This is a genomic window from Streptomyces olivaceoviridis, from assembly GCF_014650115.1.
Classification (GTDB): domain Bacteria; phylum Actinomycetota; class Actinomycetes; order Streptomycetales; family Streptomycetaceae; genus Streptomyces; species Streptomyces olivaceoviridis.
Genome location: NZ_BMUI01000016.1, coordinates 181,240 through 201,852, shown reverse-complemented (window position 1 = coordinate 201,852; position 20,613 = coordinate 181,240). Strand labels below are relative to the sequence as shown.

The 20,613-nt window shown below is 71.2% G+C and carries 16 protein-coding genes and 2 pseudogenes; 9 read left to right on the top strand and 9 right to left on the bottom strand.

What is annotated here, in order from left to right:
* Nucleotides 1-5: 5 nt before the first annotated feature.
* Nucleotides 6-3,190: pseudogene (locus IE273_RS27590) on the top strand (DUF6531 domain-containing protein); the annotation flags it as partial.
* Nucleotides 3,191-3,833: 643 nt separating this feature from the next.
* On the opposite strand, the gene IE273_RS27585 reads toward IE273_RS27590, so the two are convergent.
* Both IE273_RS27585 and IE273_RS43870 read right to left on the bottom strand, forming a co-directional pair.
* The gene (locus IE273_RS27585) at nucleotides 3,834-4,325 is read right to left on the bottom strand and encodes a hypothetical protein (protein ID WP_189817865.1); all 492 of its coding nucleotides are present in this window, start codon (nucleotides 4,323-4,325) and stop codon (nucleotides 3,834-3,836) included.
* A gap of 120 nt (nucleotides 4,326-4,445) precedes the next feature.
* Nucleotides 4,446-4,783: pseudogene (locus tag IE273_RS43870) on the bottom strand (ATP-binding protein).
* A gap of 205 nt (nucleotides 4,784-4,988) precedes the next feature.
* Here IE273_RS43870 and IE273_RS27580 point away from each other — a divergent pair.
* The 3 genes from IE273_RS27580 (at nucleotide 4,989) to IE273_RS27570 (ending at nucleotide 7,584) form a co-directional block, all read left to right on the top strand.
* A complete protein-coding gene (locus IE273_RS27580; RefSeq protein WP_189817864.1) occupies nucleotides 4,989-5,840 on the top strand; it encodes a helix-turn-helix domain-containing protein in 852 nt (283 codons plus the stop codon).
* A gap of 6 nt (nucleotides 5,841-5,846) precedes the next feature.
* A complete protein-coding gene (locus IE273_RS27575) occupies nucleotides 5,847-6,044 on the top strand; it encodes a DUF397 domain-containing protein (protein WP_189817863.1) in 198 nt (65 codons plus the stop codon).
* A 196-nt stretch (nucleotides 6,045-6,240) separates the two neighbouring features.
* Nucleotides 6,241-7,584 carry a M14 family metallopeptidase gene (locus IE273_RS27570; RefSeq protein ID WP_189817862.1) on the top strand — a complete coding sequence of 448 codons (1,344 nt, stop codon included), beginning with the start codon at nucleotides 6,241-6,243 and terminating at the stop codon, nucleotides 7,582-7,584.
* Nucleotide 7,585: 1 nt separating this feature from the next.
* Here the strand turns inward: IE273_RS27570 and IE273_RS27565 are convergent, their stop codons facing one another.
* The 5 genes from IE273_RS27565 to IE273_RS27545 all read right to left on the bottom strand — a co-directional run bounded on the left by IE273_RS27565 (nucleotide 7,586) and on the right by IE273_RS27545 (nucleotide 12,182).
* Nucleotides 7,586-8,221 carry a hypothetical protein gene (locus tag IE273_RS27565; RefSeq protein ID WP_373309403.1) on the bottom strand — a complete coding sequence of 212 codons (636 nt, stop codon included), beginning with the start codon at nucleotides 8,219-8,221 and terminating at the stop codon, nucleotides 7,586-7,588.
* Nucleotides 8,222-8,258: 37 nt separating this feature from the next.
* Nucleotides 8,259-9,737 carry a GntP family permease gene (locus IE273_RS27560; RefSeq protein ID WP_189817861.1) on the bottom strand — a complete coding sequence of 493 codons (1,479 nt, stop codon included), beginning with the start codon at nucleotides 9,735-9,737 and terminating at the stop codon, nucleotides 8,259-8,261.
* Between the two features lie 125 nt (nucleotides 9,738-9,862).
* The gene (locus tag IE273_RS27555; RefSeq protein ID WP_030652279.1) at nucleotides 9,863-10,273 is read right to left on the bottom strand and encodes a RidA family protein; all 411 of its coding nucleotides are present in this window, start codon (nucleotides 10,271-10,273) and stop codon (nucleotides 9,863-9,865) included.
* The gene (locus IE273_RS27550; RefSeq protein ID WP_189817860.1) at nucleotides 10,270-11,034 is read right to left on the bottom strand and encodes an IclR family transcriptional regulator; all 765 of its coding nucleotides are present in this window, start codon (nucleotides 11,032-11,034) and stop codon (nucleotides 10,270-10,272) included. Before IE273_RS27550 ends, IE273_RS27555 begins: the two co-directional genes overlap by 4 nt.
* Complete coding sequence (locus IE273_RS27545) at nucleotides 11,031-12,182, bottom strand: sugar kinase (RefSeq protein WP_189817859.1); 1,152 nt, start codon at nucleotides 12,180-12,182, stop codon at nucleotides 11,031-11,033. Before IE273_RS27545 ends, IE273_RS27550 begins: the two co-directional genes overlap by 4 nt.
* Nucleotides 12,183-12,353: 171 nt before the next feature.
* Here IE273_RS27545 and IE273_RS27540 point away from each other — a divergent pair, with 171 nt between their 5' ends.
* Both IE273_RS27540 and IE273_RS27535 read left to right on the top strand, forming a co-directional pair.
* Entirely contained in the window at nucleotides 12,354-13,625 is a 1,272-nt protein-coding gene (locus IE273_RS27540) for an amino acid deaminase (protein ID WP_189817858.1), read from the top strand.
* 9 nt (nucleotides 13,626-13,634) lie between these two features.
* Nucleotides 13,635-15,245, top strand: a complete 1,611-nt coding sequence (locus IE273_RS27535) for an N-acyl-D-amino-acid deacylase family protein (protein WP_189817857.1) — start codon at nucleotides 13,635-13,637, stop codon at nucleotides 15,243-15,245.
* 7 nt (nucleotides 15,246-15,252) lie between these two features.
* Here IE273_RS27535 and IE273_RS27530 read toward each other — a convergent pair whose 3' ends face one another.
* Both IE273_RS27530 and IE273_RS27525 read right to left on the bottom strand, forming a co-directional pair.
* Nucleotides 15,253-16,086: a S1 family peptidase gene (locus tag IE273_RS27530; RefSeq protein ID WP_189817856.1), complete on the bottom strand. Its 834-nt coding sequence runs from the start codon at nucleotides 16,084-16,086 to the stop codon at nucleotides 15,253-15,255.
* Between the two features lie 461 nt (nucleotides 16,087-16,547).
* Nucleotides 16,548-17,342, bottom strand: a complete 795-nt coding sequence (locus tag IE273_RS27525; RefSeq protein WP_229887611.1) for a hypothetical protein — start codon at nucleotides 17,340-17,342, stop codon at nucleotides 16,548-16,550.
* A 126-nt stretch (nucleotides 17,343-17,468) separates the two neighbouring features.
* Between IE273_RS27525 and IE273_RS27520 the strand changes: the two genes are divergently transcribed.
* The 3 genes from IE273_RS27520 (at nucleotide 17,469) to IE273_RS27510 (ending at nucleotide 20,610) form a co-directional block, all read left to right on the top strand.
* Nucleotides 17,469-18,680: a pyridoxal phosphate-dependent aminotransferase gene (locus IE273_RS27520; RefSeq protein ID WP_189817855.1), complete on the top strand. Its 1,212-nt coding sequence runs from the start codon at nucleotides 17,469-17,471 to the stop codon at nucleotides 18,678-18,680.
* Between the two features lie 88 nt (nucleotides 18,681-18,768).
* Entirely contained in the window at nucleotides 18,769-19,188 is a 420-nt protein-coding gene (locus tag IE273_RS27515) for an SCO4983 family protein (protein ID WP_189817854.1), read from the top strand.
* A 345-nt stretch (nucleotides 19,189-19,533) separates the two neighbouring features.
* The gene (locus IE273_RS27510; RefSeq protein ID WP_189817853.1) at nucleotides 19,534-20,610 is read left to right on the top strand and encodes a substrate-binding domain-containing protein; all 1,077 of its coding nucleotides are present in this window, start codon (nucleotides 19,534-19,536) and stop codon (nucleotides 20,608-20,610) included.
* Nucleotides 20,611-20,613: the final 3 nt, after the last annotated feature.

The following is a 20,613-nucleotide window of genomic DNA, read 5'->3' as shown; positions in this document are numbered from 1 at the left end:
CGAGGGAAACAGCAGCCGCACGGGAAGCCCGCGCCGGAGCGGAAGGCGCGGCCGGCAAAACGGCCCGGGACCGGGTCAACGAGGACCCGCACCAGCCTTCCCGTACCGGAGAAGCGGTGGAGAGCAAGGGCACCGACCCTGTCGACCTCACCACCGGCAAGATGTACCTGCCCCAGACGGACGTCACCCTCCCCGGCACACTCCCCCTGCAACTGACCCGGCGCGTCGAGTCGGGCTACCACCTGGGCCGCTGGTTCGGCCCCTCCTGGTCCTCCACCCTCGACCAGCGCCTGGAGATCGACGCGGAGGGAGTCGTCCACATCACGGAGGACGGCCTCCTGCTGTCCTACCCCCACCCCGCCCCCGGCCTGCCCACCCTGCCCACCCACGGCCCCCGCCTCCCCCTGGACCGCGTGGACGACGGCTACACCATCACCGACCCCCGAACCCACCGCACCTGGCACTTCGCCGACCAAGGCCCCGACCTCGCGATCCTCGAACAGATCGACGACCGCAACGGCAACTGGAGCACCTTCGAGTACGACGCCGAGGGCACCCCGCTGGGCGTCCACACGAGCGGCGGCCAGGGCGTCCGCATCACGACGGAATCCGGCCGCGTCACGGCGTATCACCTGACCGCGACCGGCGAGGAACTGAGGCGCTTCGGCTACACGGACGGCAACCTCACGGAGGTCGTCAACTCCTCCGGCCTGCCGCTCCGCTTCACGTACGACGAGGCCGGCCGCGTCACCTCCTGGACGGACACGAACGACCGCAGTTACACGTACGAGTACGACGACCAGGACCGCTGCGTCGCGGAAGGCGGCTCGGCGGGTCACATGGCGCTGCGCCTGACGTACGGCGACTCGGACGCGACAACGGGCCTGAGGACGACGACGGCAACGACGGCTGAGGGCCACACACGCCGCTCTTGGTGAACGACGCCTGGCAGGTGGTGGCGGAGACCGACCCACTGGGCGCGACGACCCACCACAGCCGCGACCGCTACAACCGCCTGCTGTCCACGACGGACCCACTGGGCCACACGACGACGTTCGAGTACGACGCCGCCGGCAACCTCACGCGGGTTGTCCGCCCGGACGGCCGCGAGGCGCGGGCGGAGTACAACGACCTCGGCCTGCCGGTGAAGATCGTGAACCCGGACGGCACGGTGATCCGCCAGACGTACGACGACCGGGGCAACCGCACGTCGGCGACGGAACCGGCGGGCGGGACGACCCGGTTCACCTGCACCGAAGCCGGTCACCTGACGTCGGTGACGGACCCGCTGGGCAACACGTCGACGGTCGTCTGCGACCGCACGGGCCTCCCGACGGAGATGACGGACCCACTGGGCGCGACCACGCGTTACGAACGGAACGCCCTGGGCCTCCCGACCACGTTCACGGACCCCACCGGCGCGACGACCCATTTGGAATGGTCACTTGAAGGCAAACTGACCTGCCGCACGGCCCCGGACGGCACGACGGGAGACGTGGACGTACGACGGCGAGGGCAACTGCACGAGCCACACAGACCCGTTGGGCGGGGTCAGCCGCTTCGAGTACACGCATTTCGACTTGCTGACGGCCCGCACGGGCCCGGACGGCGTCCGCTACGAATTCGCGCACGACACGGAACTGCGCCTGACGAAGGTCATGAACCCGCAGGGCCTCACTTGGACGTACGAGTATGACGCGGCCGGCCGCCTGGTGGCGGAGACGGACTTCGACGACCGCACGCTGACGTACGAGTACGACCCGGTGGGCCGCCTGGTCACGCGGCGCAACGCCCTCGGCCAGGAGGTGACCTTCGAGCGGAACGAACTCGGTCAAGTATTACGCAAGGAGGTGGCGGGTCAAACCACGACGTATGCCTACGACATGACCGACCAACTGGCCCAGGCAACGGGCCCGGACGGCACAACACTGACCCTGTTGCGAGACCGCCACGGCCGGCTGCACTCGGAGACCGTCAACAGCCGCACGGTGACGTACACCTACGACGCCTTGGGCCGCCGCACGGGCCGCACGACGTCGACAGGTGCCGTATCCACATGGTCGTACGACGCGGCGGGCCGCCGCACGGGCATGGTGGCGTCGGGCCGGCCGATCGACTTCACGTACGACGAGGCGGGCCGCGAACTGGCCCGCCACATCGACGGCACGGTCGCTCTGGAGCACTCCTTCGACCTCATGGGCCGCCTGACGTCCCAGTCGGTGACCGGCGCGCGGGGCCACCGGCTCCAGCACCGGACGTACACCTACCGCGCCGACGGCAACCTGATCGGCATCGACGACCACCTGTCCGGCACCCGCCGCTTCGACCTCGACGCGGCCGGCCGGGTGACGGCGGTCCACGCGGCCGGCTGGACGGAGCGGTACGCCTACGACGAGGCAGGCAACCAGACCGAGGCGTCCTGGCCCTCGGACCACCCGGGCGCGGAGGCAAGGGGTCCGCGCGCGTACGCGGGCACCCGCATCACCCGGGCAGGCAACGTCCGCTACGAACACGACGCACTCGGCCGCATCACGCTCCGGCAGAAGACCCGCCTGTCCCGCAAGCCGGACACCTGGCGCTACGCATGGGACGCCGAGGACCGCCTGACGTCCGTGGTCACCCCGGACGGCACCCGCTGGCGCTACACCTACGACCCCTGGGCCGCCGCACCGCCAAACTCCGCCTCGCCGAGGACGGCGAAACGGTCATGGAGCGGGTGGACTTCACCTGGGACGGCACAACCCTCTGCGAACAGACGACGACGTCCGCCGACCTCCCCCACCCGGTCACCCTCACCTGGGACCACCAGGGTCTACGCCCCCTGGCCCAGACGGAACGCATCACCCCGGCCGACGCCTCCCAGCAGGGAACCAACTCCCGCTTCTTCACCATCGTCACCGACCTGATCGACCCCCCGACCGAACTCGTCGACGAACAGGGCGACATCGCCTGGCACACGCGCAGCACCCTGTGGGGGACAACGGCATGGGCTGCGAACAGCACTATCTACACCCCCTTACGCTTCCCGGGCCAGTACTACGACCCCGAAACCGGCCTCCACTACAACTACTTCCGCCACTACGACCCGGAAACGGCGCGGTACCTCAGCCCCGATCCTCACGAGTCCGCGGAAATCGGTCTGAGCGAAGTTCCCGTCGGATCAATCGATGATGTGGCCAATCAGCCACACTTCTCAGCTTCTTCGATCAGCCCTGAAGAGTTCGAGCGAGCATGGCGAGCCGCCTCGTGGCCGACGAGACCGAGATGATTGGCGGACCTGAGCCACGCGGCGAGGTGTCTGGACGGTCCCGGCCTCCACCTCTCCCTGCGCCCCCTGGACCAAATCCGCCAATCACACCCGTCGCCGCCGATCCCCGCCGCCACCGACCGTTGGCCGCCAAGCCACGCCCGGCGTGCCGGCGAGGCGCGAGCGCGCCTCCGCGTCAGCGGCTCCTGCCCGAGGACCCGGTACCGGCAGGGCCACCGCCGCTCCGGGCCGCTCGCTCGCTTCTACCCCGGGCTGGAACGGGCCGGGTCAAAGGTGGGCCGGAGGCCCATCGCCGAAGACGGCACGGAACGCGCCCTTGACCGCGGGTCGCGGAAGCACGACAACGGCCCGGAGGCCAGCGAGCCAAGGGTCACGTGCTCACTGCCCGATGAACAACTCCGTGACGTCCGCCGCGTGGACGGACCGGGACGCGACGGCGGGCGACGCGTGGTCCAACTCGGCGGGAGCGCACGTCCACGCACTGCCGTGACCTGACCCACCAGCCGTCCCCGGCGCCCGGACCCTCCCGGTCCGGGCGCTTTCCTGTGGGGCACCTGGCGTCGTCTCAGTCCGGCAGACATTCCGGGAAGTCCGCGGTGGTTTGCACCGACTCGGCCGGTACCCAGCCGGCCGTGGGGTAGTTGTTGACGGTGGTGACGACGAGATAGAAGATGCCGTCGCCGGCCGGGCTCTTGACGGTGCAGGCGGCGGAGACATCGCTACCGCCGGGCAGAAAGGCCACGACGTCGGCGTTGTCCTGCGGTGCCGAGAGAAGGTTGGTCGGTGTCACGCCGACCTGCGGCAGCGAGTTGGGTCGTCCCGGGGCCCCGGATCCGATCGTGTGGTTGTCACCGGTGACGTGGCCGGTTCCGGTGAGGATCTGTCCACACGACTGGTAGCTGTTCTCGTTGTGGTTTCCCTGATTGGTGATGACACACGGCCTGTAGCCATCCCCGTCGTCCATCTGTGCGGCGTGGGCGGCGGTTCCCATACCGATGAAGCTGGTGAGGGCCAGAAGCGACGTGGTCATGGTCAGCCCGCGGCGGATGAAGGGCATATCGCACTCATTCCGTGAATTTTCCTGCGCTTTTGCTTCTTCATCGTGTCTTCCAGCGGGCCATGAATCATGGAGGCGTGACTGAGGCTTCGCCCGGATGGATTTCGAACCGGGCCACCATCACGCCACCCCCAGCTCACACCACACGCACTTCCCCCGGTCCCCGAACCGCGCCGACGGCTGCCGACCCCAGTCCTGGGCGCAGGCCGTCACCAGCCCAAGCCCCCTCCCCTCCTCCGACTCCAGTACCTGCCCCAATGGCACCGGCGGCTCCGGTGGTGCGGGGTCCGTGTCCCACGCCCCGATCCACACCAGGCCCTGCGGAAAGCGCCGTACCCGCAGTGCCGCCGGCCCCCGTGCAGGGTCAGGATCGCGCGCAGGGTGCGGCGGCAGACGGTGACGGCTCTGGGGTCGTTGGGGATGCAGAGGGTGTAGTCCCAGGGTTCGTTTTCGGGCATGGCTCAGCAACTCCAGTCGGTGAGTGGGGTTTGCGCGCGCGGTGGCATTGCCGCAGCCGTCATGGCAGGACGACGCGGTGTGCTTCCGCTGTGTATGCGGTACGTCACCGACGGTAGGGCATAAATTTCATTCACAGCAAGCCGGTCGCGTAACCTTGCCCTCGAACGAGTCGCCTCGCCGAAGCCGTTGAGGAGAGAGGTCGCCGTGCCGGCACGACGGAACCCGACAGCACGCCAAGTTCGGCTGGGCACCGAACTGCGCAGACTTCGCGAAGCCGCGGGGCTGAAGGCGACGGAGGCAGCGGCCCGGCTCGGGACGAACTCCGTTCAGATGAGTCAGATCGAGTCCGGCATCGCAGGGGTGAGCGAGGAGCGTGTACGCCGACTCGCCGCCAACTACGCCTGTACCGACGGCGCTCTGATCGACGCGTTGGTGGCCATGACGACGGACCGGACCCGCGGCTGGTGGGAGGAGTACCGGGGCGCCCTCCCCGCCGCCTACCAGGACCTGGCCGAGCTGGACCATCACGCACGGTTCCGTAAGGACGTGGCGGTCATCCACGTGCCGGGGCTCCTCCAGACGGAGGACTACGCCCGGGCCCTCTTCGCCTACATGAACCCGGAGTTCCCCGAGAGCGAGGTGACCCTTCGGGTGGAGCACCGGATGAAGCGGAGGGTCGTCATCGACGGGTCTGACCCCATCCCGTACGAGACGGTGATCCATGAGGCGGCACTCCGCATCCGGGTGGCCGGGCGCGCCGCTTCCCGGGCACAGCTCAACCGCGTCCTTGAGGTTTCCGAAGCCGGGCACGTCACGGTTCAGGTCGTCCCGTTCGCCCTGGACGACTTCGCCGGAGCCGGAAGCGCCATGGTGCACCTGGGTGGAGCGGTGCCGCGGCTGGACACCGTCGTGCGCGACGCCCCGCACGGCACCGCGTTCATCGACTCGGAAGCACAGCTGGAGCACTTCCGCAGGCTGTTCCGTAGGGTGAGGGGGCAGGCGCTGTCCCCTGAGCGGTCGCGCGACCTCATCCACCAGTTGGCGAAGGAGCTGTGAGGAACGGTGACCACCCCCACCTCGTGGAAGAAGTCGTCCTTCTCAGGTGGAGGTGAGGGGAACGACTGCGTCGAAGTCGCCGACATGGACACCCACATATCCATCCGCGACTCCAAGTTCCCCACCCGAGCCACCCTCACCTTCCCGGTCCGCGCCTTCACCCCCTTCATCGAAGCCCTGAAGGCGCGGCAGTCCGCCGACTGAGGGATCCGTCGGCCCGCCGCGCCGTTTCCGGTCGTTCCCTTCGCCCACACTTGACCTGATCATGCCAACCCCGCACCATGAGCGCCAACCCGCACAGCGAGCTCACAGGGAGTCCGGCCAGAAGGTCCCCGCCGGCTCGCATCCGCACGTCGCACGGGAACACCCCACCTCCCCTCCACCCCCACAAGGAGAGTTCATGCGACTTCGCATCCGCGGCTCCGGCGCGCGTGGTGGCAGACGTACCGCCGTTCTCGGTGCGCTGCTGGCCCTCGCGCTCGCCGCCCCGGTCCCGGCCGGCGTCGAGCATGCCACCGCCGACAGCGTGCGCAGGGTCGGACCGGCCGACGACGGCGTCCGGCAGTACGAGATCCACCAGAGCACGACACCCGTGACCCGTACGGCCATCCAGGCGACCGGTGTCACCGTCGACGAGGCCGACGAGGAGACCGTCGTCGTGTCCGGGCGGGCCGAGCAGATCCGGCGGCTTCGGGGACTCGGGTACGACGTGCGGCCGTTGGGGGACGTGCCGCAGCGGTCCGGAGCGCGGCTCTACGACTTCCCCAGCGCCGACTCGAAGTACCACAACTACGCCGAGACGAACGCCGAGATCGACCAGCGGCTCGCCGCCTACCCGGGCATCATGAGCAAGCGGGTGATCGGGAAGTCGTACCAAGGGCGTGACATCATCGCCATCAAGGTCAGCGACAACGTCGGCACCGACGAGGACGAACCGGAAGTGCTGTTCACGGCTCATCAGCACGCACGGGAGCACCTGACCGTGGAGATGGCGCTGTACCTGCTGCGCGAACTCGGCGCGGGGTACGGGACCGACTCCCGGATCACGAACATTGTCGACAGCCGGGAGATCTGGATCGTTCCCGATCTCAACCCGGACGGGGGCGAGTACGACATCGCCAGCGGGTCGTACCGGTCCTGGCGGAAGAACCGGCAGCCCAACTCCGGTTCCTCGTACGTCGGTACGGACCTGAACCGGAACTGGAACCACAAGTGGGGCTGCTGCGGCGGGTCGTCGGGCTCGACGTCCTCCGAGACCTACCGCGGATCCGCCGCCGAGTCCGCGCCCGAGGTGAAGGTCGTCTCCGACTTCGTGCGCGGCCGGGTCGTCGGCGGCAAGCAGCAGATCAAGGCCGGCATCGACTTCCACACCTACAGCGAGCTGGTGCTGTGGCCGTTCGGGTGGACGTACAACGACACCGCCACCGGAATGACCGCGGACGACGCCGCCGCGTTCAAGGCCGTGGGGCAGAAGATGGCCGCCGCCAACGGGTACACGGCGGAGCAGTCCAGCGACCTGTACATCACCGACGGGTCCATCGACGACTACCTCTGGGGCGTGCACAAGATCTTCGACTACACCTTCGAGATGTATCCGACGTCCAGTTCCGGAGGCGGGTTCTACCCGCCCGACGAAGTCATCGAGCGGGAGACCTCCCGGAACAAGGACGCCGTGTTGCAGCTGCTGGAGAACGCCGACTGCATGTACCGGTCGATCGGCAAGGCCGCCCAGTACTGCGGTTAGGTCACGCCTCCTCGAAGTAGGCGTCGAGCACCGCGTCGAGCTGCTCGTCCCACTCCTTGAAGCGCGCCCTGGCCGCCGCCTCGATCTCGATCGGGTACCAGCGGCGGTCAGGGGTGTGCACGGTGATCGTGTAGCGCTTGCCGAAGCGGGGTGACTCCGTCTCCACCGCCGCGATCTCGTCCCAGCGGAACTCGCAGGCCTCCTCGTCCAGGCTGAGGCGGACGCCCTTGCGGTCGGCCACTATCCGCGCCCGGCGGTCGGACGCCTCGAAGACCGGGCCGTCGGCCTTGTCCTCTCCGTCCGCGTCGGCGACGTCCTCGGCGTCCGTGTCGGCGCCGGTTTCCGCGTCCGCGCCGGCGACGGTTTCCGCGTCCGCCCCATCGGCGTCCACCCGTGCAGGGGACACCGGTTCGGAGGACGGCGGCTCCTGCGCCCCCTTCGGCTCCGGTGACTTCGTCACCCCGTCCGTCGGCGTCGGACCCGTGATCCCCGGGACGAAGGCCGGGTCGAAACCGGCGCCCATCACGGGTTCGGCCTTCACGGGTTCGGCCTTCGACGGCCCGGCCTGCGAAGGCTCCGCCTTCAACGGCTCCGCGGTCTCGGTCGGCTCGCTGCTCGATCCTATGCGCTGCTCCACGGCGGCAGTATGGACGACTTCCCTGTGCCGGAACCAGTCAGCTCACGAACACGCTGACCACCGCCGCCACCACGAACCCCGCCAGTGACAGCACCGACTCCAGGACCGTCCAGGTCCGCAGCGTGTCCCGTTCGCTGATGCCGAAGTACTTGGCCACCATCCAGAATCCGCCGTCGTTGACGTGCGAGGCGAAGATGGAGCCCGCCGAGATGGCCATGATGACGAGGGCGACGAAGGCCTGCGAGTGGTGGCCCTCGGAGAGCAGGGGCGCCACGATGCCCGCCGTCGTGACGATCGCGACCGTCGCCGAGCCCTGGGCGACCCGCAGGACCACCGAGATCAGGTAGGACAGGACGATGACGGGCAGGCCCACGTCGTGGAACGTGTCCGACAGCGCCTGCGCCACCCCGCTCGCCTTCAGTACGGCGCCGAAGACGCCGCCCGCGCCGACGACCAGGAGGATGTTGCCGATCGGCTTCAGGGACGCCGTCGACACCGTCTCCAGGGACTTGCGGGACCAGCCGCGGCGGATGCCGAGCAGGTAGTAGGCGAGGAGCAGGGCGATCGTCAGGGCGACGAAGGGGTGGCCGAAGAACTCGACGACCGAGCGGCCCGTGGAGGGGTCGAAGGCGATCGAGGAGAAGGTGGCGGCGAGGATCAGGATCAGCGGCGTACCGATGATGGCGAGGACCGTGCCCAGCGGCACCGGCTCCTCGCGCGGCTCGACACCCGAGGCGCGCTGCTCCTGGAGGACGGCCTGCTTCGCCTCCGCCGCCGCCTCCACCATGTCCTGCGGTACAGCGACGAAGACGCGGCGGCCGATCCACGCGGAGTACGCCCAGGCGGCCAGCACGGCGGGGATGCCGCAGACGACGCCCATGAGGATGACCCAGCCGAGGTCGACGTGGAGCAGTCCGGCGGCGGCCACCGGGCCCGGGTGCGGGGGCAGGAAGGCGTGGGTCATCGACAGGCCGGCCAGCAGGGGCAGGCAGTACAGCAGGATCGAGCGGCCACTGCGCTTGGCGGCGGCGTAGACGATCGGCGCCAGGACGAAGATGCCGACGTCGAAGAAGACCGGGATGCCGAAGATCAGGCCGGTCAGGCCCATCGCGAAGGGGGCCCGGCGCTCGCCGAACAGGGCGAGCAGGCGCGAGGCCAGCACCTCCGCGCCGCCGCTGACCTCCAGGACGGCGCCGAGCATGGTGCCGAGGCCGATGATGATCGCGACGTGGCCGAGGATGCCGCCCATGCCGGACTCGATGGTGGACACCGCGTCCGAGCGCTGGACCGTGCCGAAGAGCTCGGTGACCGACAGACCGGCGAGCAGGCCGACGGCTATGGAGACGGCGAGCAGGGCGACGAACGGCTGGAGCCTGACCTTGATGATCAGGAAGAGGAGCAGGGCGATGCCCACGGCGGCGACCGTGAGCAGTCCGGCCGTGCCGTCGACGAGGAGGAGCAGGCCTCCGGTGTGGGGTGGTGCGGCAGGGGCGGGGGCAGCGAGCGGATAGGACATACGGGGGTCCTCTACGTAAATGCATACTGCTTTCGGGCAGGGGGGAGCGCGGCACGGCGCCCCGTGGGGTGCCGTGCCGTACTGGACGTGCGGGAGGTGCGGGAGGTACGAGGGGTGAGGGGACGTCAGCCGAGGACGGCGAGGGCGTCGATCTCGATGAGGAGGCCGGCCGGCAGACCGACGTAGACCGTCGTGCGGGCGGCGGGCGGCTGGGTGAGGCCCTGCTCCTCGAAGTAGGCGTTGTAGATCTCGTTCATCTCGGCGAAGTGGTCGACGTCGGTGAGGTAGACGCGGATCATCATCACGTCGTCCCAGCCGGCGCCGCCCTCCTCCAGGATCGCCTTGACGTTGGCGAGGGTCTGGAGGGTCTGCTCGCGCAGGGAGGGGCCGGCGGGCGTGGGGGGCTTGCCCTCCTCGGCGGGCAGGAACCCGACCTGGCCGGCGACCTGGAGGATGTTGCCCTTGCGCACGCCGTGCGAGAACTTCGCGGGCGGGGTGGTGTGGGTCTTCGGGGTGAGGGCGATCTTGTCGGTCATTCGGTGCGGTCCTTCACTGGGGTGCGTCCGGAGTACTCGCCGCTGATCGCGTCCGCCGTACGGCGCACCAGCGGGAGCAGGGTGAGGAGTTCCTCGGCGGTGACGACCACGTTCGGCGCGGACACCGACATGGCGGCGACCACCCGGCCGTCGGCGCCGCGGATGGGGGCGGCGACGCAGTTGATGGACTCCTCGTGGCCACCGAGGTCGGTGGCCCAGCCCTGTTCGCGCACGGTGGCCAGCTCCTTCAGGAAGGCCTCGGCGTGGGGGGTCGAACGGGCCGTGTACAGGGGGTAGTCGAGCTGCTGGGCGAGGGCGCGGCGCTCGGGTTCGGGCAGGTCGGCGAGGAGCAGCTTGGCCACGGCGGCGACGGTGATGGCGACGGGCTTGCCGATCCGCGAGTACATGCGCACCGGGTAGCGGCTCTCGACCTTGTCGATGTACAGCACCTCGTTCTCCTCGTAGACGGCGAGGTGGACGGTGTGACCGCACTGTTCGTTCAGCCGTGCGAGGTGGGGGTGGGCGATCTCGCGGATGTCGAGGTTCTCCATCGCCTCCTGCGCGAGGGCGAAGAGGCGGGCGCCGAGGCGGTAGCGCTGGTCGGACTGGCGGTAGACCAGGCCGTGTTCGTGCAGGGTGCGCAGGAGGCGGAGGGCCGTGGACTTGTGCACGCCGAGGCGGTCGGCGACCTGGCCGAGGTCGGCGGGGCCCTCGGCGAGCAGCGGCAGGATGCTCAACGCGCGGTCGACGGTCTGACTCATGGGATGTTCGCCTCCTCCTCGGCCTGCTCGGCTTGCGTCCAGCCGGGGCCGAGTCGAAGTCTCCCCCATGCGTCGTCGTCCAGGGCGGCGAGGCGGTCGGCGTGGCCGCGGGCGGGGGGTGCGGCCAGGTCGCCCGGGGTGGTGAGGGCGGCGGCGGCGAAGAGGTGGCCGTACCGGAGCCGGTCCCTGACGGTCAGCCCCCGCAGGGTCGCCGAGAGGAAACCCGCGGCGAAGGCGTCTCCCGCGCCGGTGGTTGCCACGACGGCTGTGCTCAGGGCGGGTACGAAGGTGGGCGGGGTGGCACCGGGCCGGGGGTCGGCCGCACGGTCCGCCGCTGACGGGGTGCCGTCCTTCTCCGGGACGGACACCGCCCCAGCGGCACGACCGCCCGCGGGGAGCTCGGGCGCGAAGGCCGTCGCCCCTTCCGGCCCTTGCGGACGCGCGAAGGCCGTCGCTCCCTCCGCCCCCTGCTTCACCACCAGCGCCGCCGGCTCCGGCAGCAGCCTGCGGATCGCCTCGGGGCCGCCCGTGACGTCCCACGCCTGCTCCGCCTCGTCCGCGCCGACGAACACGATGTCCGCACGCCGCGCCAGCTCCAGCAGGAGAGGGGCGCCCTCGCCGGCGCCCCACAGTCCCGGGCGGTAGTTCACGTCGAAGGAGATCAGTGGACGCCCCGGGGCGGGGGCCGTCAGCTCGTGCAACAGCTCCCGGCACTCGTCCGACAGCGCGGCCGTGATGCCGGTCAGGTGCAGGACGCGGGCCGACCGGGCCGCCGTCAGGTCGACGTTCCCCGGCGACATCGCCGACGCCGCCGAGCCCGCCCGGTAGTACGCCACCTCGTGCGCGCCCGTCCCCCGGTCCCCGGCGGTGCGGAAGTAGACGCCCGTGGGCCGGCCGGGGTCCCGGTGTACGGCGGTGACGTCGACGCCGTAGCCGGCGATCCGCTCCAGCAGGTGGTCGCCGAAGCCGTCCGCGCCGACGCGGCTGACCCAGCGCGCCGTGTGCCCGAACGCGGCCAGGGCGCAGGCGACGTTGGACTCGGCGCCGCCGATGGCCCGGTCGAAGGAGGGGACGTCGGCGAGGCGGCCGGGGCGGCTGGGCAGGAAGGTGACCATGGACTCACCGAGCGCCACCACGTCCACGTCCATGACATTCCGCGGGTGCGCAACGGCCGAGGCGTAAGCAGCGTCGTTGATGATGACTCCTGTCGATCGCCCGGCCGGCGGATCCGTTGACCCGGTGTTCGGCGAGATGCTAGACACCTGTAAGCACTACACGCAATGGCTGTTGCACAATATGCAACGCCTGAGAGGGGCTCCATGGGCACCGAAGCGCTCACCCGCCTTGCCGAGGAACGTGTCGACCACCGCTTCAAGGGCCTGCCCCCGGACGCCGACGGCCTGACCGTCGCCGAGCTGGCCGCCCAGCGCCGCAACCTCTTCCGGGACGGCGACGGCTTCACCACCCCCGTCCTCGCGCTGTCCGCCGAGCGCCTGGAGCACAACCTCGCGCTGATGGAGACGTACACCGCCCGGCACGGTCTCGCCTTCGCCCCGCACGGCAAGACCTCCATGGCCCCGCAGCTCTTCCACCGCCAGGTCGAGCACGGCGCCTGGGGCATCACGCTCGCGGTGCCGCACCAGGTGCGGGTGGCCCGCGCGTTCGGTGTCCAGCGGGTCTTCCTCGCCAACGAGCTGGTGGACGCGCCCGCCCTGCGCTGGATCGCCGGCGAGCTGGCCGCCGACCCGGAGTTCCGGTTCGTCTGTTACGTCGACTCCGTGCGCGGGGTGGAGCTGATGGACGCGGCCCTCGCCGGCACGGCCCGCCCGGTGGACGTCGTGATCGAGCTGGGCGCGGGCGAGGGGGCCCGGACGGGCGTGCGCACGGAGACGGAGTGCGCGGCCGTCGCCGCGGCCGTGGCCGCCGTACCGACCCTGCGCCTGGTCGGTGTGGCGGGGTACGAGGGCGAGGTGCCGCGGGCCGATCCGGAGCGCGTGCGGGCGTATCTGCTGCGGCTGGTGGCGCTGGCCGCCGAGCTCGACAAGGGCGGGCGGTTCGGCGAGGCCGAGGAGATCGTGGTGAGCGCGGGCGGCAGCGCCTGGTTCGACGCCGTCGCCGACGTCTTCGCCGGGATCCCCGAACTCTCCAGGCCCGTACTGAAGTTGCTGCGCTCGGGCGCGTACGTCTCGCACGACGACGGGCACTACCGCAGGCTCACCCCGTTCGGCCGGGTGCCCGAGGAGGGCGCCCTGGAGCCCGCCTTCCGGCTGTGGGCGCAGGTCGTCTCCCGGCCGACCCCCGAGCAGGCCTTCGCCAACGCGGGCAAGCGCGACGCGGCCTACGACCTGGACCTGCCCACCGCCCAGGTGGTCCGCCGCAACGGCGAGGAGCGCCCGGCCAACGGCATCACCGTGACCGGGCTCTCCGACCAGCACGCCTGGCTGCGCACGGAGGCGGAGGCGGACCTGGCGGTCGGTGACTGGATCGGCCTCGGTCTGTCCCACCCGTGCACGTCCTTCGACAAGTGGCAGCTCATCCCGGTGGCCGAGGCGGACGGCACGGTCGTCGACTACATCCGTACGTTCTTCTAGGAGGCCCGCGTGGAGGACCTGGTCATCCGGGACGCCGACGTCGTCGACGGCAGCGGGGCGGACGCGTACCGCGCCGATGTCGTGATCGACGCCGGCCGGATCGTCTCGATCGTCAAGGAGGCCGCCGCCGCGGGCTGCCAGCGCCCGCGCGCCATGCGGGAGATCGACGCGGAGGGCCTGGTCCTCTCCCCCGGCTTCATCGACATGCACGCCCACTCCGACCTGGCCCTGCTGCGCGACCCCGACCACAGCGCGAAGGCCGCGCAGGGGGTCACGCTGGAGGTCCTCGGCCAGGACGGACTGTCGTACGCCCCGGTGGACGACCGCACGCTGGAGGGGGTGCGCCGGGCGATCACCGGCTGGAACGGGTACGGCGAGGACATCGACTTCGACTGGCGGAGCGTCGGCGAGTACCTGGACCGGCTCGACCGGGGCATCGCCGTGAACGCGGCCTACCTGATCCCGCAGGGCACGGTCCGGGCGCTCGTCGTCGGCTGGGAGGACCGCGAGGCGACCCCCGACGAACTGGACCGGATGCGGCGGCTGGTGGCCGAGGGGCTGGAACAGGGCGCGGTCGGGCTGTCCTCGGGGCTGACGTACACGCCCGGGATGTACGCCGAGAACGCCGAACTGACCGAGCTGTGCCGCGTGGTGGCGTCCTACGGCGGCTACTACTGCCCGCACCACCGCTCCTACGGCGCCGGCGCCCTGGAGGCGTACGCCGAGATGGTCGACCTGACCCGGGAGGCGGACTGCCCGCTGCACCTCGCGCACGCGACGATGAACTTCGGCGTCAACGAGGGCCGGGCACCGGAACTGCTCGCCCTGCTCGACCGGGCCCTGGACGCGGGCGCGGACATCACCCTGGACACCTACCCCTACACCCCCGGCTGCACCACGCTGGCCGCGCTGCTGCCGAGCTGGGCGAGCGAGGGCGGCCCGCGGGAGATCCTGGCCCGGCTCACCGACCCGGCGACGGCCGAGCGGATCCGGTACGACCTGGAGGTCACCGGCTCGGACGGCTGCCACGGCGTGCCGGTGGAGTGGGAGACGGTCGAGATCTCCGGGGTGACCGATCCGGGCCTGGCCGACGTCGTGGGCCGTACGGTCCGTCAGGCGGCGGAGCTGCGCGGCGAGACCCCCTGGGCCACGGCGCACCGGCTGCTGGTCGGGGACCGGCTCGGGACGACCATCCTCCAGCACGTCGGCCACGAGGAGAACGTCCGCGCGATCATGCGGCACCGCGCGCACACCGGCGGCTCCGACGGGATCCTGCGGGGCAGCAAGCCGCACCCGCGCGCGTACGGCACCTTCCCGCGGTATCTCGGCCACTACGTGCGGGAGTTGGGGGTGCTCACGCTGGAGGAGTGCGTCGCCCACCTCACCTCCCGGCCCGCGGCGCGGCTGCGGCTGCCGGACCGCGGGCTGGTGCGCGAGGGCTACCGGGCCGACCTGGTCCTGTTCGACCCGGAGACGGTCGCGCCCGGCGCCACCTTCGACGAGCCCCGCAGACTGCCGGCCGGCATCCCGTACGTGCTGGTCGACGGCCGGTTCGTCATCGAGGACGGCAGGCGGACGGACGTCCTGGCGGGACGGTCCGTCCGCCGTGCGCCACGGTGAACCGTGCCTACGGCTTGGGCAGGGTGCAGCCGGCCGCGCTCAGGTTGAGCTTGTTGCCGGTGGTGAAGCAGGCCGGGATGTTGTACGTCTCCTCGGCGTAGTTGATGCCCTGGCGGACGGTGACGGTGCCGTTCGCGTCGACCTCGCACGGGTTGTTCACCGTGCACTGCTGGCCGTCCTCGTTGCCGGTGTTGTTGACGGCGACGACCTTGCCGGTGGCGGTGTCGATGACCGGGGAGCCGGAGGTGCCGCCGATGGTGTCGCAGGCGGAGGTGTAGCGGACCGAGTCCTTCCAGGTCCAGTCGCCCTCCTTCAGCCGGTACACGAACCCGTCGATGTTGCAGCTGTAGGTGCGCTTCCAGTAGCCGGAGACCACCTTGACGGCGGTGCCGGCGACCGGGTGCGTGTCCTGCACGGTGAGCGGGCTGATGCCGTACGAGCTCTTGATCGCCGCGTAGGTGGTGGTGGTGCGGTAGATCGTGACGTCCGTGTCGGTCATGGTCGAGTAGACGACCTGGTTGGCGCGCAGGGTGGCGACCTTGGTGCCGGCGGAGTTCAGCAGGCCGAAGGTGCGGCTGGAGGACTGGCCGGTGATGACCTCGCCGGGGTCCGGGAAGCCGGTCTCCAGGCAGTGACCGTTCGTCAGCACGAGGGCCGGGTCGGTGTCGGCCGAGCCCGGGAAGCGGATGACGGAACCGGAGCAGTTGCTGAGCGACACGGTGCCGGCGAAGTCGACCGTGACCGCGGCGGCCTTGGCGGAGTGCGGTGCGGCTACCGCCGGGGTCGCGCCCAGCCCGGCGATGGCCAGGGAGGAGAGCGCGGCAAGGAGAGGCTTGTTCACGTGGGGGGTCCCCTCTGACGACTTGGGCGACCGGAGTCCTCCGGCCGCCCACTCGATTGTCATGCGCATTCTCAACGCCGGGGAGGGGCGGGGACAAGACGCCGCGTCAGGTCATAGGGGTTTCCCTGTACGGACGGACGGACGGCGGCGCCGTGGCACAGCACGCGGCGACTCGACGCTCAGCACGGGTGGTTGGCAGTGCCGGGGCCCCTGCCGGGGGCGCGGGAGGACGACACGGCCGGCACCGAGGGCGGGGCGGCGACCGCCACGGGACGGGCGGCGGCGAGAACGCCGTGGCGCAGCACGCGGCGACTCGACGCTCAGGGCGGGTGGTTGGCGGTGCCGGGCCCCCGCCAGGGGGCACCGGACGGCGACACAGCCGGCACCGAGGGCGGGGCGGCGACCGCCACGGGACGGGCGGCGGCGAGAACGCCGTGGCGCAGCGCGCGGCGGCTCGACGCTCAGCGTGGGTGCTTCGTGGTGCCGTGGCCGTGGCCGTTGGCCCTGCTGGGGGTGCCGGACGGGAACACCGTCGGCGGGCCGGCCGTCGGCGTCCCCGTGGCGGTCGGCGCCGGTGCCGACGCGCCGGACGGCGACACGGCCGGTGCCGAGGGCGTGGTGGTGGCCGCCGGGCCGCCGGCCGTCCCGCTGTTCGCCTCTCCCCCGGCGCCGGTGTCCGAGGAGGCGGCCGAGCGCGACGGCACGGGGTCGCCGGCCTCCGGCGCGCTCGCGCTCGGCGAGCCGGTGTCCCCGCTCGGGCTCGCGGGAACGGAGTCGGCGCTCGCGCTCCCGCCCTTCTCGGGACGCGCGCCGGCCGGGGAGCCCGAGCCGCCCAGCGCGGCGAACGCGGCCACGGCGCCGGCCACGCCGAGGACCCCGGCGACGACCGCCACCCGGCGCCGTCCGCCCGCGCGGCGCGCGGCCCGCCGCCGCCCGGCCCGGCCCTCGCCGGGCCCGTCGGGAGGCGTCGTCCCCGGGCGCTCCGCGGCTTCGGCCGCCGTCGAGGTCTCCGGGGTCTCGTGAGCCCCGTATGTGCCCTCGGCCCCGTCGGCCTCGCCCGCCTCATACAGGCCGGGCAGCTCGCGGGTCGCGTCGTAGGCGTCCTGCCAGCCGTGCGCGGCGGCGGGGTCGGTGTACTGCTCGTACGCGGGGGCCGGAGCCGGCTGCGGGTGGTACACGTTCGGCCGGGTCTCGGGCGCGCCGCCCGCTCCGTTCATGCCGTCCGCCCCCACCTCGTACTCCCGTTCCGTGGACATGCCAGCGAATTGTAGGGACGCAAGCGACTCCCGAGACAGCCGGCGGTGATATCCGGGCAAATCTCCGTGTCTCACGTGGCGGAAAACACGAGCCATGAGGCGTTACCGCGCCGTAAGCTCACGCACATGCAGGTGATCCAGTCGACCAAGCTCGCCAACGTCTGTTACGAGATCCGGGGCCCGGTTCTCGAAGAGGCCATGCGGCTTGAGGCGGCGGGCCACCGCATCCTCAAGCTCAACACCGGCAACCCGGCCGCCTTCGGCTTCGACTGCCCCCCGGAGATCCTGGAGGACATCCTCCGCAACGTCTCCACCGCGCACGGCTACGGCGACGCCAAGGGCCTGCTCGCCGCGCGCCGGGCGGTCGTGATGCACAACCAGACCCTCGGCATCGAGACCGACGTCGAGCACGTCTTCATCGGCAACGGCGTCTCCGAGCTGATCGTGATGGCGATGCAGGGCCTGCTGGACGACGGCGACGAGGTGCTCGTACCGGCCCCGGACTATCCGCTGTGGACGGCGGCCGTGTCCCTCTCGGGCGGTACGGCGGTGCACTACCGCTGCGACGAGCAGTCCGACTGGATGCCGGACCTCGCCGACGTCGAGCGCAAGGTCACCGACCGCACCAAGGCGATCGTCATCATCAACCCGAACAACCCCACGGGCGCGGTCTACGACGAGACGGTGCTCCGGGGCCTGACGGACATCGCCCGCCGGCACAACCTGCTCGTCTGCTCCGACGAGATCTACGACAAGATCCTCTACGACGGCGCCACGCACACCCCGACCGCGAAGGTCGCCCCGGATCTGCTCACCCTCACCTTCAACGGCATGTCGAAGGCGTACCGGGTGGCCGGCTACCGCGTCGGCTGGATGTCGATCTCCGGCCCGCGCGCCCACGCCGACTCCTACATCGAGGGTCTGACGATCCTGGCGAACATGCGGCTGTGCGCCAACATGCCGGGGCAGCACGGGGTGGTCGCCGCGCTCAGCGGACGCCAGACGATCAACGACCTGGTGCTGCCGGGCGGCCGGCTGAAGGAGCAGATGGACACCGCGTACGACCTGCTGACACGGATTCCAGGGGTGAGCTGCGTACGACCGAAGGGCGCGCTGTACCTGTTCCCGCGGCTGGACCCCGACGTCTTCAAGATCAAGGACGACCGGCGGATGGTCCTGGACCTGCTCCGCAAGGAGAAGATCATGGTCGTCCAGGGCACGGGCTTCAACTGGCCCGAGCCGGATCACTTCCGGGTGGTGACGCTGCCGTCGGTGGGAGACCTGCGGGACGCGGTGACCCGCATCGGGAACTTCCTGGACGGATACAGCCAGCCGTAGTCGACGGGCTCCGTTCCGTGACCCGGCTCAACTTTAGACGAAATCCAAGCTAAGATGGCTTCCTGTCAGAGCACAGGAGGCCATCCCCATGTACGAGCCGATCCGCACCAAGTCGGTCCACAGCACGATGGCCGGCACCACCTCGGACTTCCCCCACCGGTCGCGCGAGGAGGAACTGGACATCCAGCTCGCCGGCCACCTCGCCGCGCTGCTCGCGGTCACCGACGAGTTGCGCGCACTGGGCCCGTCCGCCGACCTGGAGACGGCCGCGGAGCGCCTCGCGGCGCAGGTGGCCCGGCTGCGGGGAGGACGTACGCCGCTGCGGGCGGCACCGGCCGCGGCCGGTGACCCCGGTGCCCTGCACCGGCGCGCGCACGCCCTCGCCGGGCGCGCGCTCGTGGTCGCCGCGTCCCGCGCCGACACGGCGGTGGCGATCCTCTCGGCCGAGCGGATGGACGCGCACGCCGCCGCGCTGTCCGCCGACCCGAAGGAACTCAGCACCGCCTGACCCCCGCGGGGGTCTCCCGAACGGCCCCGGTCCGCGCGCACCCGCAGCGACGCGCGGACCGGGCGCCACACACCGCGCTCGGCTTCGGCCGGGCCGGGAGTGCCGTGTGTTCCCTGCCGCGGGGCACCGATCCCTCGTGGCCGAGCGCTACGCAGACCGCCGACCGGGTGTGTGCGGGGTGAGCGCCGTCGCGGCGGAAAAGGGGTGACCGGCACGCTCCGCCGACCCGACGTCGCCGCCCCATTGCGGAGGGGCGACCTCCGGTTGCATACCGGGAACGGGACGTCACCCGTCGTTCATCTCGATGCGTGGGGAACGTGGGGTTCCGGGAGCACGCTCCCCGGCGTGAGACGTATCGCGGGAATCGTCCTCGCGGTTCTGCTGATCGGTGGCGTGGTGGCCGCCGTCGTAGCGGGCCGGCATGGGGAGGACAAGGGCACGGCAACGAAGACCGTGCGTGGCGTGATCGGATCGGAGAAGGCCGACTTCTTCGCCGATCCCGACGTGGTGAAGGCCCTCGCCGCCAGGGGCTACACCGTCAAGGCCGAGGCCTCCGGGTCCTGGGCCATGGAGGGGCTGGACCTCAAGGGGTACGACTTCGCCTTCCCGTCCAGCCAGGCACCCGCCGACCAGCTGGCGCGCAAGTACCACGTCCAGGAGCCGCTGCCCCGGCCCTTCTACTCGCCGCTCGTGGTCGTGGCACACCGCGCCGCGGCCGACGTGCTCGCCGCGAACGGGCTGGCGGTGCTCGACGGGAAGAACCGCGGCACGCTGAGGACGGGCGCCTACGTGGACGCCGCCCGGCACGACCGGACCTGGCAGCAGCTCAAGGGCGCCAAGGCCCACGGCGAGCTGACGGGCACCCTGTACATCGCCAGTACCGACCCCGAGTCCTCCAACTCCGGCGCCCTCTACCTCGCCGCCGCCTCCTACGTGGCCAACGGCGGCAAGGTGGTCGCCGGCGAGGCGGACCTCGACCGCACCGCCCCCCTGCTGCACAAGCTGGTCAGCGTCCAGGGCGCCCAGCAGTCCAGCACGGACGCGGTGTTCCGGGACTTCGTCAGCGGCGCGGGCAACCCGCTGGTGCTGGTGTACGAGTCACAGGTCGCGGCGCTCCTCGCGCAGCGGCACGGCGTGGACGACCTGGTGGTGCTCTACCCGGACACCACCGTCAACAGCGACCACACCGTCGTACCGCTGAACGCGGACGGCCGGGCGCTCGGGGAGCTGCTCAGCACCGACCCGGCCCTGCGCGGGCTCGCCGTCCGGCACGGATTCCGGCCGCAGGGCGACGCCGCCGAGTTCGTCGCGGCCACCGCCGGCCGCGCCGCCTACCTCAACCAGAAGCTCACCGGTGTCCGGCAGGCGCCCGTGCCCACCTCCGCGGTGCTGCACGAGATGGCCCGCCGGGCCCGCGGATGACAC

Bases quoted from the DNA above. Each gene is read 5' to 3' on its own strand.
- IE273_RS27545 (WP_189817859.1), bottom strand. From the start codon at position 12,182: ATGGACGTGGACGTGGTGGCGCTCGGTGAGTCCATGGTCACCTTCCTG.
- IE273_RS27570 (WP_189817862.1), top strand. From the start codon at position 6,241: ATGCGACTTCGCATCCGCGGCTCCGGCGCGCGTGGTGGCAGACGTACC.
- IE273_RS27560 (WP_189817861.1), bottom strand. From the start codon at position 9,737: ATGTCCTATCCGCTCGCTGCCCCCGCCCCTGCCGCACCACCCCACACC.
- IE273_RS27520 (WP_189817855.1), top strand. From the start codon at position 17,469: ATGCAGGTGATCCAGTCGACCAAGCTCGCCAACGTCTGTTACGAGATC.
- IE273_RS27555 (WP_030652279.1), bottom strand. From the start codon at position 10,273: ATGACCGACAAGATCGCCCTCACCCCGAAGACCCACACCACCCCGCCC.
- IE273_RS27585 (WP_189817865.1), bottom strand. From the start codon at position 4,325: ATGCCCTTCATCCGCCGCGGGCTGACCATGACCACGTCGCTTCTGGCC.
- IE273_RS27515 (WP_189817854.1), top strand. From the start codon at position 18,769: ATGTACGAGCCGATCCGCACCAAGTCGGTCCACAGCACGATGGCCGGC.
- IE273_RS27525 (WP_229887611.1), bottom strand. From the start codon at position 17,342: ATGTCCACGGAACGGGAGTACGAGGTGGGGGCGGACGGCATGAACGGA.
- IE273_RS27550 (WP_189817860.1), bottom strand. From the start codon at position 11,034: ATGAGTCAGACCGTCGACCGCGCGTTGAGCATCCTGCCGCTGCTCGCC.
- IE273_RS27540 (WP_189817858.1), top strand. From the start codon at position 12,354: ATGGGCACCGAAGCGCTCACCCGCCTTGCCGAGGAACGTGTCGACCAC.